This window comes from Streptococcus sp. HMSC067H01, from assembly GCF_001814775.1.
GTDB lineage: Bacteria > Bacillota > Bacilli > Lactobacillales > Streptococcaceae > Streptococcus.
Window position 1 is genome coordinate 77,636 of record NZ_KV817803.1, and the last position, 15,923, is coordinate 93,558.

Annotated in this window: 16 protein-coding genes; 3 read left to right on the forward strand and 13 right to left on the reverse strand. The window is 38.5% G+C overall.

Going from position 1 to position 15,923, the window contains the following annotated elements:
- Positions 1-7: 7 nt before the first annotated feature.
- From yihA to rlmD, 9 genes are all read right to left on the reverse strand, one after another.
- A complete protein-coding gene (yihA, locus tag HMPREF2987_RS06865; protein WP_049494688.1) occupies positions 8-595 on the reverse strand; it encodes a ribosome biogenesis GTP-binding protein YihA/YsxC in 588 nt (195 codons plus the stop codon).
- Positions 596-603: 8 nt separating this feature from the next.
- Entirely contained in the window at positions 604-1,836 is a 1,233-nt protein-coding gene (clpX, locus tag HMPREF2987_RS06870) for an ATP-dependent Clp protease ATP-binding subunit ClpX (RefSeq protein WP_075229889.1), read from the reverse strand.
- 32 nt (positions 1,837-1,868) lie between these two features.
- On the reverse strand, positions 1,869-2,039 hold the full coding sequence (locus HMPREF2987_RS10780; RefSeq protein ID WP_000442255.1) for a hypothetical protein: 171 nt from the start codon (positions 2,037-2,039) through the stop codon (positions 1,869-1,871).
- Complete coding sequence (locus HMPREF2987_RS06875) at positions 2,039-2,545, reverse strand: dihydrofolate reductase (protein ID WP_075229890.1); 507 nt, start codon at positions 2,543-2,545, stop codon at positions 2,039-2,041. The genes HMPREF2987_RS10780 and HMPREF2987_RS06875 overlap by 1 nt, the downstream gene beginning before the upstream one ends.
- A 126-nt stretch (positions 2,546-2,671) precedes the next feature.
- Positions 2,672-3,190, reverse strand: a complete 519-nt coding sequence (locus tag HMPREF2987_RS06880) for a Dps family protein (protein ID WP_075229891.1) — start codon at positions 3,188-3,190, stop codon at positions 2,672-2,674.
- 147 nt (positions 3,191-3,337) lie between these two features.
- Positions 3,338-5,119 carry an ABC transporter ATP-binding protein gene (locus HMPREF2987_RS06885; protein WP_075229892.1) on the reverse strand — a complete coding sequence of 594 codons (1,782 nt, stop codon included), beginning with the start codon at positions 5,117-5,119 and terminating at the stop codon, positions 3,338-3,340.
- Between the two features lie 10 nt (positions 5,120-5,129).
- Positions 5,130-6,866 carry an ABC transporter ATP-binding protein gene (locus tag HMPREF2987_RS06890; RefSeq protein WP_075229893.1) on the reverse strand — a complete coding sequence of 579 codons (1,737 nt, stop codon included), beginning with the start codon at positions 6,864-6,866 and terminating at the stop codon, positions 5,130-5,132.
- A 124-nt stretch (positions 6,867-6,990) separates the two neighbouring features.
- Entirely contained in the window at positions 6,991-7,749 is a 759-nt protein-coding gene (gene tpiA / locus HMPREF2987_RS06895; protein WP_075229894.1) for a triose-phosphate isomerase, read from the reverse strand.
- Positions 7,750-7,865: 116 nt separating this feature from the next.
- Positions 7,866-9,233, reverse strand: a complete 1,368-nt coding sequence (gene rlmD / locus HMPREF2987_RS06900) for a 23S rRNA (uracil(1939)-C(5))-methyltransferase RlmD (RefSeq protein WP_075229895.1) — start codon at positions 9,231-9,233, stop codon at positions 7,866-7,868.
- Positions 9,234-9,288: 55 nt separating this feature from the next.
- Between rlmD and HMPREF2987_RS06905 the strand changes: the two genes are divergently transcribed.
- The 3 genes from HMPREF2987_RS06905 to HMPREF2987_RS06915 all read left to right on the forward strand — a co-directional run bounded on the left by HMPREF2987_RS06905 (position 9,289) and on the right by HMPREF2987_RS06915 (position 11,470).
- Positions 9,289-10,062, forward strand: a complete 774-nt coding sequence (locus tag HMPREF2987_RS06905) for an aminoglycoside 3'-phosphotransferase (RefSeq protein WP_075229896.1) — start codon at positions 9,289-9,291, stop codon at positions 10,060-10,062.
- Between the two features lie 9 nt (positions 10,063-10,071).
- A complete protein-coding gene (recX, locus tag HMPREF2987_RS06910) occupies positions 10,072-10,848 on the forward strand; it encodes a recombination regulator RecX (RefSeq protein WP_075229897.1) in 777 nt (258 codons plus the stop codon).
- 88 nt (positions 10,849-10,936) lie between these two features.
- Positions 10,937-11,470, forward strand: coding sequence for a nucleoside tri-diphosphate phosphatase (locus tag HMPREF2987_RS06915; protein WP_049504712.1), 534 nt, complete (start codon positions 10,937-10,939; stop codon positions 11,468-11,470).
- Positions 11,471-11,828: 358 nt separating this feature from the next.
- On the opposite strand, the gene HMPREF2987_RS06920 is transcribed toward HMPREF2987_RS06915, so the two are convergent.
- The 4 genes from HMPREF2987_RS06920 to HMPREF2987_RS06935 form a co-directional block, all read right to left on the reverse strand.
- Positions 11,829-12,686 carry an Rgg/GadR/MutR family transcriptional regulator gene (locus tag HMPREF2987_RS06920; RefSeq protein ID WP_075229898.1) on the reverse strand — a complete coding sequence of 286 codons (858 nt, stop codon included), beginning with the start codon at positions 12,684-12,686 and terminating at the stop codon, positions 11,829-11,831.
- A 12-nt stretch (positions 12,687-12,698) separates the two neighbouring features.
- Complete coding sequence (locus HMPREF2987_RS06925; protein ID WP_075229899.1) at positions 12,699-13,472, reverse strand: class I SAM-dependent methyltransferase; 774 nt, start codon at positions 13,470-13,472, stop codon at positions 12,699-12,701.
- 295 nt (positions 13,473-13,767) lie between these two features.
- A complete protein-coding gene (locus HMPREF2987_RS06930) occupies positions 13,768-14,535 on the reverse strand; it encodes an epoxyqueuosine reductase QueH (RefSeq protein ID WP_004252154.1) in 768 nt (255 codons plus the stop codon).
- A gap of 67 nt (positions 14,536-14,602) precedes the next feature.
- Positions 14,603-15,802, reverse strand: coding sequence for an MFS transporter (locus tag HMPREF2987_RS06935; protein ID WP_075229900.1), 1,200 nt, complete (start codon positions 15,800-15,802; stop codon positions 14,603-14,605).
- Between the last annotated feature and the right edge of the window lie 121 nt (positions 15,803-15,923).

The window sequence follows — 15,923 nt, forward strand, 5'->3', positions numbered from 1 at the left end:
GTATTCCTCACAATTTTTCTAAAATAGCATCCCAAGCCTGGTCCATTCCTGCTTTTGTTACGGATGAAAAGAGGATAAAGTCATCACTTGGATCAAAGTTTAATTTCTTTTTAATAGCTGATTCGTGCTTGTTCCATTTACCACGCGGAATCTTGTCTGCTTTTGTCGCTACAATGATGACAGGAATCTCATAATACTTAAGAAATTCGTACATCTGTACATCATCTGCTGACGGATCATGTCGAAGGTCTACAAGACTGACAACTGCTCGAAGATTTTCTCGAGTAGTTAAATATTCCTCAATCATACGACCCCATTTTTCGCGTTCCTTTTTGGAAACACGGGCATAACCGTAACCAGGTACATCTACAAAACGCATCTTATCATCAATATTAAAGAAATTAAGTAGTTGTGTTTTTCCTGGTTTTCCTGAAGTACGAGCTAGATTCTTACGATTGAGCATGGTATTGATAAAACTTGATTTACCAACATTTGAACGTCCTGCGAGCGCAATTTCTGGAAGTTCATCCTGTGGATAGTGAGATTTGTTAGCTGCACTCAGCAAAATTTCAGCATTGTGTGTATTGATTTCCATAGTCACCTCTAGGCTGTCTCTAGGATTGGCTTAGCTGTTCCATTAACGGCTTCTTTTGTGATACGAACTGTTTTCACATTTTCTTGACTTGGCACTTCAAACATAACATCCAGCATGGTTTCTTCGATGATTGAGCGAAGACCACGCGCACCAGTCTTACGTTCAATAGCTTTGTTAGCAATCTCTTGGAGAGCCTCATCGTCAAATTCAAGCTCAACATCATCATATGAAAGCAAGGTCTGGTATTGTTTAACCAAGGCATTTCTTGGCTCTTTCAAAATGCGAACCAAGTCATCTACTGTCAACTGCTCCAAGGCTGCAAAGACAGGCAAGCGTCCAATCAACTCAGGAATTATACCGAATTTTTGAATATCTTCTGCAATGATTTCTTGCATGTAAGAACTGTTTTCGTCAATAGCCTTACTATTTTGTCCGAAACCGATAACTTTTTCACCAAGACGCTGTTTGACAATTTCTTCGATTCCATCGAAGGCACCACCCACGATAAAGAGGATATTCTTGGTATCTACTTGAATCATTTCTTGTTGTGGATGTTTGCGTCCACCTTGTGGAGGAACACTTGCTACTGTACCTTCGATAATCTTGAGGAGGGCTTGTTGCACACCTTCACCAGAAACATCACGCGTGATAGAAACATTTTCACTCTTCTTAGCAATCTTGTCGATTTCGTCTACGTAGATAATTCCACGTTCTGCACGTTCGATGTTAAAGTCAGCTGCTTGCAAGAGTTTGAGGAGAATATTTTCAACGTCCTCACCTACATAGCCTGCTTCTGTGAGAGCCGTTGCGTCAGCGATTGCAAAAGGTACATTCAAACTTTTAGCAAGAGTTTGAGCTAAGAAAGTCTTTCCTGAACCAGTTGGACCAATCATTAAAATGTTTGACTTTTGCAAGTCAACATCTTCTGTCTCTTCGCGATTATCATGAAAATTGATGCGTTTATAGTGGTTATAAACCGCAACAGCTAAGGCACGTTTAGCACGATCTTGACCTATAACGTAGTGGTTTAAAATATTGAGAAGTTCAATTGGTTTTGGAACTTCTGAAAGATCTGTCAATACTTCCTCTGCCAACTCTTCTCGGATAATCTCCTGAGCTAGCTCCACACACTCATTACAGATAAAAGCATTGTTACCTGCTATAATTTTTTGTACTTCATCTTGGCTCTTGCCACAAAATGAGCAATAAACCATCATATCATTTTTCCTATTCGTCGGCATGATTTCCTTCCATTTCTAATCATTCATTCTATCTAAAACAAGGTCATATAAAAAGCATGAATACTATTTACCAAGTTTGTAAAAGCATTTAGCCAAAGTAGAGTAGCAAGTCCAAAGCGCTTTTTACGAAAAGCGTGTGTTCCAGCCACAAGACAGACAGCACACAAAAGAGCTGTGAAAAAACCAAAAATACTACGCTCCATTAGACTTCCTTTCTCTTTCTGTATTCGATGGTAAAATCATAGGCATTTTTCTCATCTTTACTATAGAACTTGCTTGCAACGGTCTCAAAAGCAGTCAAATCAAAATCCTCTGGGAAATAGGTATCTCCCTCAACTTGAGCATGAATTTGCGTCACGATAATCTCATCCAGATAAGGTTCAAACAGCTGAAAAATCTGCTTGCCACCAATGATATAAAGATTCTTATCCTGCTGTTGGTACCAGTCTAAAACATCCTCAACATTTTGAAAGACCAGAACACCCTCAACTGACTCTTCGAGATTACGCGTCAAAATCAAGGTTTCACGTCCTGGAAGCAATCGTCGCCCCATCCCATCAAAGGTTACACGACCCATTAAAATGGCATGATTCAAGGTTGTTTCTTTAAAATGTTTTAACTCTGCTGGCAAATGCCATGGCAAGCGATCCTCTTTTCCGATTACACCCTTTTCATCTTGAGCCCAAATGGCTACGATTTTCTTTGTCATGCTTTCATCCTTTTTATTGATAGTTCTATTTTATCAAAAATCTTCAAAAAAGACTGTTTTGGGGTGCCCACCCAAATAGAAAAATCCGTAGAAAACTTCTACGGATTGTTGTTTATAGGTAGTTTCTTACAAACCTGGTGCTTGACCCAACTCAGCTGCAAGCATCCAAACAGTTTTTTCAAGTTCCGCTTTAGCACCAACGAAAATGTCATTAGAAACATCATCGCCTTCTTCATCAGTTACATCCAAAGCTTTTTGGAAAAGAGTGATAAGGTAACGATAAATAGCTAGAACACGCTCCAAGCTTTCTTCAACGTTACGGAATTCTCCTTCTTCTTCTTCGATTTCACTGTGTTGAAGAAACTCTGTCAAAGTAGAATAAGGTTTACCACCAAGAGTGATCAAGCGTTCGCTGATTTCATCAAGGTAAGCATCTAGACTGTCCATGTATTCATCCATCTTAGGATGCCATACTTGGAAACCACGACCACGCATGTACCAGTGTACTTGGTGAAGGGCAATGTGAGCCACATACAAGTCTGCTACTGCTTGGTTAAGCACTTCCTTTGTTTTTGCTAGCGCTTCAGGCGCTGATTTAGATAATGTTGTTACGTCTTTTAAAGCATCTTTTTTCAATTCAACCATATTTCTTACCTCTTTTCATTTTTTATAGCCACTTTATCAGTGGTTATAGTACAAGTATACCACTCCCAGAAAACGATAGCAAGGAAAGTGTACTATCTGAGAAAAGTCTTAATAGACTGATAATTTAAGAATAGGAAACTGTAATTTTTAGTTGTTTTCTGTGCCTTTACCAGAGAATTGACTTTGATAAAGGTCATAATAGAAACCTTTTGCAGCTAGGAGACTTTCATGATTTCCTTGTTCGATAATCTGTCCATCTTTCAGCACCAATATCTTATCAGCTTCCTGAATAGTCGAAAGTCGATGGGCGATAACAAAACTTGTTCTCCCCTTCATCAAACGTTTCATGGCCTTTTGAATCAAGAGTTCTAAACGAGTATCGACTGATGAGGTTGCTTCGTCCAAAATTAAGATTTTAGGATCCGCCAAGAGGGCACGCGCGATAGTTAACAACTGTTTTTGCCCAAGAGAAATATTACTTGACTCTTGGTTCATTTCCATATTGTAGCCACCAGGAAGAGTACGGATAAAATGGTCAACATTGGCCGCCTTAGCAGCTTCAACGATTTCTTCATCTGTTGCCTCAAGATTTCCAAAGCGAAGATTTTCCTTGATGCTACCTTCATAGAGCCAGGCATCCTGTAAGACCATGCCAAACTGGCGACGATAGTCCTGACGAGACAAGTCACGAATATCTTGGCCATCCACTAAAATAGCACCAGCTGTTACATCGTAAAAACGCATGAGAAGGTTAATCAAGGTTGTTTTACCTGCTCCAGTTGGTCCTACGATGGCTACCATCTCTCCAGGTTCAACATCTAAGTTAAAATTGCGAATCAATGGTTTGTTTTCTACATACTGGAAATCGACATTTTTGAAACTAACTTGACCTGTCAATGGTGCCAAGTCTTTTACTTCAGCAGTTTGGACTTCTTCCTGTTCATCTAGAACTTCGAAGACGCGATCAAGCGAAGACTTAGCACTTTGCATTTGTCCTGCTAATTGAGTAATATTTTGGATCGGCTGGCTGACTTGCCATACATATTGAACGAAGGCCTGCATGTTACCAATCGTCAAGCGCCCTGCAATAACCTGCAATCCACCTAAGACAGCTACAATTAAGTAAGTTAAATCAGACACGATGTGAAGAGCAGGCATCATCAAACCTGAAATAAAGCTAGCCTTAAAACCAACCTGTTGCAATTCATCTGTAATAGCTGCAAATTCCTGCTGCGAGTTTTCTTCACGTCCATAGAGCTTCAAAACATTAAAACCTGTCAAGTTTTCCTGTACAAATCCATTCATGCGTCCCAAGATAGCTGCCTGTTGTTTAAAATAAGGCTGGGAACGATTTAGAATCGTTTTAGCTCCAAAATAAGTCACTGGAATCGACAAGATAACAATGATAGCCAGCTGAAGATTTAGATAGAGGACCATTCCCATAACAAAAATAATGGTAAAGACTGCATTAACAATCTGTAAGAAGGATTGTTGGAGTGCATTAGATACGGTCTCTACATCACTAGTAAAACGTCCCAGCAAATCTCCAAATTGGTGCTTGTCAAAGTAAGACACAGGGATGCGGTTGATTTTTTCGCTCATTTCATTTCGCAAATCCTGTATCATGGACTGCACCGCATTGGTCATGAAATAGTTTGAGTAGTAAGAACCCAACTCATAAAAAAGGCCACGCAAGAGATAGATCACCAGAATCACTGCGATATAGCTAGTATTAATCCCTGCTCCTGCAACACCATTTGCCATGGCAAGAAGATTGCTGGTTAACTCAGTGATAGCAAGTCCCAATACGAAAGGCTCGATAACACTCATAATGACGCTGACTATTTTCAAGAAGACTGCAAAGAAAACAGAGAAGCGGTAGGCTTTTAAATAGCTCCATAGACGAGCTAGACTAGATTGTTGTTTCATCCTTTACCTCCTATTCTTCTGTCAGAGACGCATTTTTTAACTGCGACTCAGCAATTTCTCGATAGATGTCATTGGTTTCCATCAATTCTTCATGACGGCCACGACCAACGATTTCGCCCTTATCAAGGACGATAATCTGGTCCGCATCCATAATGGTTCCAACACGTTGCGCAACAATCAATACCGTAGCATCTTGAGTCACTTCCTTGAGACGACGGCGCAAGATAGCATCTGTACGGTAGTCCAAGGCTGAGAAGGAATCATCAAAGATATAGATATCTGGACCCTTGATGACTGCGCGGGCAATCGACAAGCGTTGCTTTTGACCACCTGATAGATTGCTTCCCCCTTCAGCCAGATGAGTTGCAAAACCTTCTTCTCGACTTTCGATAAAGTCTTTGGCTTGGGCTACATCAGCTGCTTGGTGCAAGTCCTCATGACTGGCGTCCTCTTTTCCGTAACGGAGATTATCTGCGATAGTCCCTGTAAAGAGCAAGGCTTTTTGTGGAATAAAACCAATTTTCTGGCGGAGTGATTTGAGACGGTAATCCCGGACATCAACACCATCGACCTTAATTTTCCCCAGTGTAACATCGTAGAAACGTGGAATTAACTGAACTAGAGTAGACTTACCTGACCCAGTCGAACCAATAAAAGCAATGGTTTCTCCCGGTTTAGCAGTAAAGGAAATATTATGCAAAACAGGGCTTTCCGTTTCGCCAGGATAGGCAAAGGTTACATTATCAAATTCTAGATAACCATGGGTTTCTGTTTCTTGAACTCCGTCCTCATTTGGATCAATGGAAATCGGCATATCCATGATTTCCTTCAAGCGTTCACTGGATACAGCCGTTCTAGGGTACATGGTAAAGAGGTTTGACAAGAAAAGGAAGGACAAGAGAGCGTGGAAACTATACTCGATAAAGGCCACCAAATCCCCAATCTGCAAACTTCCCTGTTTGAGAGGATCTAGAGCAAACCAAACGATAGCTACAATCATAGCGATAATGATTTGCACAAAAAGAGGTTCGGTCAAACCCGTCAATTTAAATAAGCGGTTCGAATTGTCAGCATAGATTGCATTTTGTTTTTCGAAACGTTGCTCTTGAAATTCCTCACGAGCAAAAGCGCGAATGACACGAAGCCCCATCAAATTTTCACGGACATATTGATTTATCTTGTCCAGTGTTTTCTGTTGTTTTTCAGATAAGGGGCGCGTTTTCACTGCCACATAAAGGACTACTACAGCTAGGAAAGGAACAGAAAAAGCGACAATCCAGGCTAGTGAGGGACTAGTCAAGAAAATCATGAGAATACTCGATAGCATCATCATGGGTGTGATAACTCCCAACTTAAGCGTTTGTTCTGCAAACTGCATGAGAACAAAGGCATCACTGGTAATACGAGTCACCAATGAAGAAACACCAATTTGTTCATATTCGTGATGAGAATACTCTTGTAATTTAGCATAAACATCATTTCGCATGTCCTTAACCATATTGGTGGTCAGTTTACTAGCAGCATAGGATAGAACAACCCGGCCAAATGTTCCCAAGACGATAATAACCAACATTACGATAGCCCAAAAATAGAGCTTTTCTTCATTACCTTGATTAATCCCCTGGTCAATCATGCGAGCAAGAACAGTCGGTAGCCCAAGATTGACAATGACAAAGAAAATCGCCCCGAGAAAGTCTAATAGTAGCCACTTGGGATAACGTTTGAGATAAGACCAAATATAAAGCATAATTCTCCTTTCTTTTTCATTCAAAATGCAGAAAAGAGCGTGCTTACGCACGCCTTTTTACTAAAAAGAAGACAGGCAGTCTTAACCTCGAGGGAGGGAACTGTCTGTCTCAGATATTTGAAGCTTATTTTACAAACTCAAGCAATGCCAAGAAGCTTTCTGGATCAAGTGATGCACCACCAACAAGAGCTCCGTCAACGTCTGGACAAGCCATGTATTCTGCAACGTTTTCAGGTTTAACTGAACCACCGTATTGAACACGTACTTTATCAGCTACTTCTTGACCAAAGTCAGCTGCTACAACGTCACGAACAACTTTACACATTTTTTGTGCGTCATCTTGTGAAGCAGATTTACCAGTACCGATAGCCCAGATTGGCTCGTAAGCGATAACTGATGAAGCTACTTGCTCAGCTGTCAATCCAGCAAGAGCAGCAGATACTTGAGCACCTACGAATTCTGCTGCTTTACCAGCTTCGTAAGTTTCAAGTGACTCACCACAACAGATGATTGGAAGCATACCGTTAGCAAAGATTGCTTTTGCTTTTTTGTTGATGTCTTCATCTGTTTCGTGGAAGTAGTCACGGCGTTCTGAGTGACCGATCACAACGTAGTCAGTACCGATTTCTTTCAAAACTTGTGGGCTAGTTTCACCTGTGAAAGCACCTGCGTTTTCAAAGTAGCAGTTTTGAGCAGCAACTTTAAGGTTAGTTCCTTTAGCTGCAGCAAGTACAGTTGTCAAGTCAAGTGCAGGAACTGCGATACCAGCTTCAACAAGATCAGCTGAAGGAAGTTTTGATGCTACTGCTTCAACAAATGCTTTTGCTTCTTCTGGGTTTTTGTTCATTTTCCAGTTACCAGCGATAAATGGTTTACGTGACATTTCACATACCTCTTTTTTCATTTTATTTTCTATTATTTTATCATATTTATAGATAGCTTGCAAATCTTACTCTGTAACTAGAAGCCTTATTTTCAAAAACTTTCCAGTTGCCGTTTTTATCTAGAAGCTGGCTTTTTCCTGGTTAATTTGACCACTGCTTCTGTCCTAGCCGTGTGCGGGAACATATCAACCGACTGGATATAATGCAGGTCATAGACTTCAACCAAGCGGACTAAATCACGCGCCAGGGTAGATACATTGCAGGAAATGTAGACCATCTTTTCAGGAGCATATTTGACAATGGTATCCAAGAGCTTGTCATCTAAACCGGTACGAGGCGGGTCTACAATCAAGGCATCGGCACGGTATCCTTCCTTGTACCAACGAGGAATAATTTCTTCTGCAGTTCCTGCTTCATAGTGAGTATTGGTATAACCCATGCGCTTGGCATTTTCTTTGGCATCCTCAATAGCTTCTGGAATAATATCCATTCCTCTCAAACTTTTAACTTTTTTAGCAAAGGCAAAACCAATGGTACCAACACCACAATAGGCATCAATCAGATGGTCATTCTCATTTATGTCCAAGGCCTTAACGGCTTCACTATAGAGAATTTCTGTCTGTTCAGGATTGAGCTGGTAAAAAGCTCGAGGTGAAAGAGAAAATTCATAATCAAGAACACCCTCGCTTATACTATCCTGCCCCCAAATAATCTCTGTCTTATCCCCATAAATCTCACTGGTTTTTGCAGTATTGGTATTGACTGCGACAGTCACTACTTCAGGATAATCCTTGACTAGGTCTTTCACAAATTGAGTCAGATTTAATTGACGATTGGTCACAATGATAATCTGAACTTGCCCAGTTTTCCGTGCGCGACGAACCATGAAGGTCCGAACTCCAAGGATTTTCCGTTCATCCGTAATCGGAATTTGATGATAGGTCAAGAGTTCAGCAATGCGATTGGCAATAGCTTGCGTTTCCTTGTCTTGAACCAGACAGTCTTTTAGTTCAACCAAGTAGTGAGAATTCTGAGCATACAAACCTGCCTTGACTTGACCCTTAAACTTTCGAGTTTGGAATTGTAGTTTAGCTCGATAATACTTGGGTTCCTGCATACCAATAGTTGGTCTGATCTCATAGTTTTCGTAGCCTGCAGGCGCAAATTTTTTCAGAGCTTGATGGAGAAGGTCCGTCTTAAACTCCAGCTGCTTGTCGTAATGCAGGTGCATGATTTGACAGCCTCCACACTCATTATAAATAGTACAGTCTGGAACCACTCGAAACTTAGATTTTTTATTGACCTCAAGGAGTTTAGCCTCAACAAAGTTACGCTTAACCGAAGTCACCTGACAATAGATATCTTCTCCCTTGAGGGCACCTGGAACAAAAACGAGGGTTTTCTGGAAAAATCCGATACCTTCCCCGTTAATCCCCATGCGCTTGATTTTTAATGGAATTTTTTGTTTGACTTTTAGATTCATAAGTCTATTATACCACGTAGTTTCTCAATGGTTAAGAATATGTTACAATAAAATCATGAATACAAAGATATCTTTTTCCTCATTGGATTTTCCTGAGCAATTACGAACTTATATAGAGGGGACAAGCCTTTCTGACAGCTCTTCTCATTCAGGCGCAAGGGTCCTTTATCTTGACTCGGGTTACTATTTAAAAATAGATCAAAAGGGAAGATTAGAGCGAGAAGCTAGCATTGCAAGGTGGTTTCAAACCAAAGGACTGGGAACTCCAGTCATCCACTATCTATCTAAATATAAAGACTACCTCCTGACTAAAGAGGCTATTGCCCATGATGCTCTCGCTTTTTTAGATCAGCCAGAAAAAATCTGCCGAACAATGGCAGAGGCTCTTAAAAAACTTCACAGCTTAAACCCACAAAATTTTCCATCAGAAAATCATTTACAGACCTATAAAGACAGAGCCTTTAAAAACTATGAAAAAGGGGAGTTCTATGCCAAGGCGCTCCTACGCCAATTCCAGATTAGCAGTCGCGAAGAGGCCTTCCAACTCATCCAAGAACAAGGACACCTTTTAAGTACAGATGCCTTCATTCACGGAGACGCCTGTCTACCAAACTTTATTCTCAAAGATGCTGACCACTTCTCTTGCTTTATTGACCTTGGCCTAGCTGATTTCAGTGATCGACATATCGATCTCTTTTGGGCGATTTGGTCCCTCAACTATAACCTACATGACCCTAAATACGCTGAACTATTTCTTGACTATTATGGGAGAGAACAGGTCGATGTAAATAAACTTCGACTCGTTGCTGCCTTTGAAGCATTTGGGTAAGAGGAAAATATGAAAATCACAAAACTTGAAAAGAAAAAAAGACTCTATCTGCTCGAACTTGATAGCGACCAAACCTGCTACATTACCGAGGATACCATTGTTCGCTTCATGCTAACAAAAGGAAAGGATATTTCAGTTGACGAACTAAATGAGATTAAATCCTTTGCACAATTCTCCTACGGAAAGAATCTAGCCCTCTACTACTTATCCTTCAAGGCTCGCACTGAAAAAGAAGTCAGAGACTATTTAGTTAAACACGAGATTGATGAGAGAATCATTCAGCAAGTCATTCAGTCTCTAAAGAATGACAACTGGATTAACGACCGTCAGTATGCCTATGCTATTATCAACTCCAATCAGCTTTCAGGAGATAAGGGAAGCTATATGCTGATGCAGAAGATTTCTCAAAAAGGGGTTGCTAAGTCTATCATCCAAGAAGTCTTACAAGAATTTGATATGACGGAAGTCGCAGAGCGTACAGCTGAAAAACTACTGAAAAAATATCAGGGAAAATTGTCAGCCCGCGCCTTGCAGGACAAGATTATCCAAAATCTGACCAACAAAGGGTTTTCCTACTCAGAAGCCAAGGCTGCCTTTGATCAACTAGATAACCAGGTCGATGAAGAAACTGTCCAAGAGCTGATTTTTAAAGAGCTCGATAAACAATACCAAAAATACTCACGAAAGTATGAAGGATACGAACTGAAACAACGTTTGACCCAAGTTTTAGCTAGAAAAGGTTACGATTTTTCGGATATAGCCAGCGCTCTCAGAGAATATCTTTAATTTTTTCATAAAAAAACTAAGAACTTTAAACAAAAATGTGATACAATAGTAAACGATAAACTTATAAATTGTAGAAAGTTGGTTAGTTATGAAACTTCCAAAAGAAGGCGACTTTATTACAATTCAAAGTTATAAGCATGATGGGAGTCTTCACCGCACTTGGCGAGACACCATGGTACTAAAAACAACAGAGAACGCTATTATCGGCGTCAACGACCACACACTTGTTACCGAAAGTGACGGTCGTCGTTGGGTGACTCGAGAACCGGCTATTGTTTACTTTCACAAGAAATATTGGTTTAATATTATCGCTATGATTCGTGATAATGGTATTTCCTACTACTGCAATATGGCAAGTCCTTACTATCTAGACGAAGAAGCTTTAAAGTACATTGACTATGATTTGGATGTTAAAGTTTTTACAGATGGTGAGAAACGCCTCTTGGACGTTGAGGAGTATGAACGACACAAGCGAAAAATGAAGTATTCTTCTGACTTAGACTATATTTTGAAAGAGCATGTCAAGATTCTTGTTGATTGGATTAACAATGAACGTGGCCCCTTCTCAGAAGCCTATGTCAATATTTGGTACAAACGCTACGTAGAACTAAAGAATCGGTAAAGTTGTCAAAGGTCAGGATTTTGTTCCTGACCTTGTTTTTTTGGTTGTGTAAAATATGTTGTGTAAACACAAAAAAAGAATAAAAACGCTATAGTAGAGTTGCAATACATTACTAGAAAGAGATTTATGCAGAATTCACGTGATATACAAAACAAATAGATATACTGATATTTTTTAATTTCTTTGTTCCTTGTAAGTTAAGAACAATCTTCTATCGTTTAATACAAAAAATACGAAGATAATCGGTATAAAAAATACAGGTCACCTTCCTATCAAAATATTTAGTATTGTCTTTCTACATAGCATCAATCCTTTAGAACAATCTTTGGAAAAAATGACTTAACAGAGAAAATGCTATTTAATCTACTAGCTCATTTAATCGTTTTTGAAAATATAAAGCAATATTTTTAGACTCAATAAACTCAAAATATTTAATGACATTTTGCATTTGCTTAATTCCAGATTCTTTAGATTCTGTCAGGTATATTTTATATCCTTCTACAAATTTGAATGTAGATTTTTCAAAAACTTTTGTGTCATCTTTTAATAATTTTTTTAATTTCATTTCAAAGTAGTCTGCATATATTAGATGTGAATTTTCAAGGCAACAGAACCAAAAATTTAAACAAGCTGACACAACTAAATGTCTATTCTTGCCGATTTTTTCGTAATAATGTGTACGCTCTAGTATTTCTTTTCCGACCCTGTAAATATAATCTATCTCAAAAAGATGATATAAATTGCCAATTAGCGTTATCTCATAGGACTCCCATCGTTCCTTCTGGAATAAATAGTCATATACTAAATTTAGATCATCTCTACTAACTATATGATTACAATCTATCTGATTTAATAATCCCTGAACCATAATTGTATTTATTTTATGAGTTTTTTCCCCACTCTTCTCAAAAAGTTGTTGTTGCTCATTTTTTATTTCCTTCAATCCTTTAGTATTCAAACTATAAAAATTTGGAGATAAATTAACCAAAAAATTATCAAGCTCTGATCTTTTATAATCTTCTAGATAATTACAAAAATTCTCTATCGAAACATTGATATTTGATAATAATTCAAAAAACGTTGAAAGAGAAATTTCATTTTCTCCCCTTTCAAATCTAGAAAGTTGAGATTTTGATATAGAATCAGCTGCAGCATACTCTAAAGAATATCCGTTTAATTTTCTAAAATATCGAAAAGCTTCTCCGTAATTTTTCACACTTTCGTTCCCTTAACTTTCTTTTCGAGCGATAAACATACCATATTCTTTAGGAATGATCAACATACCATTATTAAACTCACTTTCCAATCTTTTACGTATTATTTCCTCTTCTAGTGAACCTATTTCGGAAATTCCTTTAAACGATTGGATGTATTTAACTAGGTCATCTATTCTAGTTACCTGTAACTCATCATCATAGAGTAATGTATCGACAGAGTTAAAATACCTACTCAGGTACCTTTTACCATTTTGTAAAGTAAACGTTTTATTTTCTAAATCTTGATCAACTTCATCTTTAAATAAACTTGCCAAATAATCTACAACCCCATTTTCACCAAATGTAGCACAGTAAAAAATGCCTCCTGTTTTTAAGACTCTATTCACCTCAGAGAGAGCTATAGGAATATCATTCACATGATGTAGAAGCATATTAGCAATAACAATATCAAAAGTTTCATTCTCAAAAGAAATCTTTTGAATATCCATTATTTCATAGTTGATATTGTCTCTATTTCCAATCACTGATTTCGTTGTTTTTACCATATCTTTAGAAAAATCTGTAACAACCAACTGCTTCATTTTATCTATAGAATCACTATTACTTTTCCACAGTTCTCCTGTACCACATCCTAATTCTAGAACCTTTACTTCATCAGTGATTTGGTAGTTAGAAAATATCCAATTATTAAATCCCAGTTTATTTTTTGAATACTTCTTATGCAATTCTACTCGAATATCAAGATTATCATGATTTTTATATTGTTCAATTACCTTATCAATCATTCTGAATGACCTCCACTCTATAATTTGACATTATATCACAAGAATAAAGGTAGTGTAAAATAAGTTGTATAAATGCAAAAAAGAATAATTTTACCACAGTATTGAACTATTTTGGGGTCTTCTAAATTCCCAAAAGCTCCTTTGAGCAAAACTTCATTTTTCATCCACAAGTTTTAAGTCTCAACTGATTCATTGAAATCTCTCGAGTCATGGACTAGGAATTCATAGATCGGTCCATCGACTTCTCTCCATCACCTTTTCCTAGCAAAAAACCTGCCTTAAGGCAGGTTTCCCTTTAAATATCTAATTTCGTAACGGTAAATTTGATATGGGAATAATCTTTCTCGATATCCTTATCTACCATAAAGGCTGTTGCATCCTTCTTGACCTGTACCAAGTCGATATTCTGGGCTTGAGCTGCATAGACACAGCCACAGTAACATTGGCGATAGATGTCATATTCTTCACACATCTCTACAGAACGCTTGTAGCCTTGATTCTTCTTGAAATCACTCGGAAGATAATGCGTGGTGTAGATTTTCTGCACATCGATCCCGATACTATTGATGGTTTGTGAATTTTTGTGGGGACTGATGGTTAGGGCTGAGCCAAAGTAATCAAAGCCCAAATCCATAGCCACCTGCGCTGTCTTGTCCAAACGATAGTCAAAACAAACCTTGCAACGATCGCCACCTTCAGGTTCTTCTTCCAAACCTCGAACCAGTTTACGGTATTCATTGGGTTCATAAGGTGCTTCTAGGTATTGGACGTTGTTGCCAGTTCGCTCATTAAAATCACTGACAAACTTTTGGGTCACATAAGCACGCTTATGATATTCTGCCTTGGGATGGATATTGGAATTAGCAAAATAAATGGTCACATCGGCATACTTAGTCAAGTACTCTAAAGTGTAGGTACTGCAGGGAGCACAACAGACGTGCATGAGAATAGTTGGTCTTTCTTCATTTTTTTCCCAAACTTGGACCATCTTTTGCATGACACGGTCATAGTTGATCTTTTGATTGGGATTCATCTTACTTAGAATTTCTTCAACATCAATCATGCTCTACTCCTTTTCTTCTTGTTATTGTACCACAGGATACTACTTTGAGCAAATAGGGTTTCGTGCTTTATTCAGTTTTCAAGTCCTGATTTAATAGCTTGCCCATCCTTGTCAGACCGATTATTAATATAGGATAACTTAAAAGTAAGATAAAACCTAGAACTAAAAAGACAGCTACAAGACCCCAACGATCAATCAACCAACCTGTCAATGGGAAAATGACAATCATAGAAAGACTAAAGAGCATGGAATTGATACTAAGCATAGTTGCTCTTACACTGGAAGGTAAATAACCTTGTAAGTCATTGAAATAGATAGGCTGATAAACTGCATAAAGTGTATTGGTTAAAAGATATACAAGAAGAAAAGCAAAGGGGGTTCCTGAAAACACCAACAACAAGGCCAAGCCCGTTAGTGCAACAAGAGTCGGAAAAACTCGATTGCTATCCCATTTCTTCCCAACTTGACTAGCTACATAAACTGCTATAAGATTTAAGCCACTACCAATCAGCATGACCAGCGATACCTGCCATCCTACTAAGTCACTTATTTTCTGCTGATAGTAAAAGTAAAACATGCACATGAGTGTCCCGACTAGTTGATAAGTCATCATCCAGTAAAAGAGTACTGGTTTTTCCTGCCATTCTTTTCGAACTTGCAGGACAATCGTTTTAAAGGTTAAGACTTCATTTCTTCCTCTCTTAGCCATTGGTTCTTTCATAAAATAAATCAAGATTATAGAAAGAAAAGATAATCCAATAGCAATTAGATAGGTCCAAGCCAATGCTCCGTGAATAAAGAAGCCTGCGACAACTGTACCTAGGGTTCGGGTGACTTCTGCCACACCAGACAAAAAGCTAGAAATCTGAAGATATCGGTCCTTTTGACCCGCTTCTACCGCAGAATCATATAAGAAAGCGGTGCTGGTTCCCGAGTCAAAATTATAGGACCAAGCACTGACCATCATGGCAAGAGCATAGATCCAAAAATTCCCCTGACCAAACAAAATCAAGATAGAGGATACAATACTAGCCAAGCGAGCCAAATAGAGATTGGTCTTGTAGCTAAATCGATCAGCCAACATACCAGAAGGGATCTCACACAAGAGACTTGTCCCATGAAAGATACTTTCTAAGAGACCGATTTGAAGCAAGGAAAGACCATTCTGAATGAAAAATAGAATCCAAAAACTGGTAATTCCAAAATAAGATGTAAATTCCAGACCTGCTAGGAGTGGAATATTGCGTTTGTAAGTTCTTTTAAACATTGTTTTCTCTCTTTCAATATGTAATATAATTGTTTCTAAAAGACTTACTTAGATTTGCCTACATTTTCTCCACCTCTTTCATTTAAAGTAATACTCAATGAAAATCAAAGAGCAAACTAGG